Annotated in this window: 1 protein-coding gene; it reads left to right on the forward strand. The window is 40.3% G+C overall.

Going from position 1 to position 352, the window contains the following annotated elements; all coding sequences use genetic code 11:
* On the forward strand, nt 1–352 hold a 352-nt coding region (locus A4R26_RS34985), incomplete at both ends, for a hypothetical protein (RefSeq protein ID WP_165760275.1).

Raw genomic sequence — 352 nt, forward strand, 5'->3', positions numbered from 1 at the left:
ATACCGCAAATGATGCTGTACGGATCTGGAATGTGGGTGCTACAAGTAATGGTTTTGGAACATATACAACTTCTGCCACCTATCCGGCAGGAGTATTATATAAGCATGTAACGGTAGATGAGCATGGCAAACAGGTAATTGAGTTTAAGGATAAGGAAGGTAAAGTTGTATTAAAAAGAGTGCAGTTAACTGGTTTTGCAGATAATGGTACGGCCAACATTCCATCAGGCGATAGAGAAATCGATGGCTGGCTCTGTACTTACTATATCTATGATGAGTTAAATAACCTGCGCTGTGTAATACAACCGGAAGGAGTAAAAGCGTTAGCCGCAAATAACTGGGTAATTGATTA

This window comes from Niastella populi, assembly GCF_002078015.1.
In the GTDB taxonomy this organism is placed as follows: domain Bacteria; phylum Bacteroidota; class Bacteroidia; order Chitinophagales; family Chitinophagaceae; genus Niastella; species Niastella populi.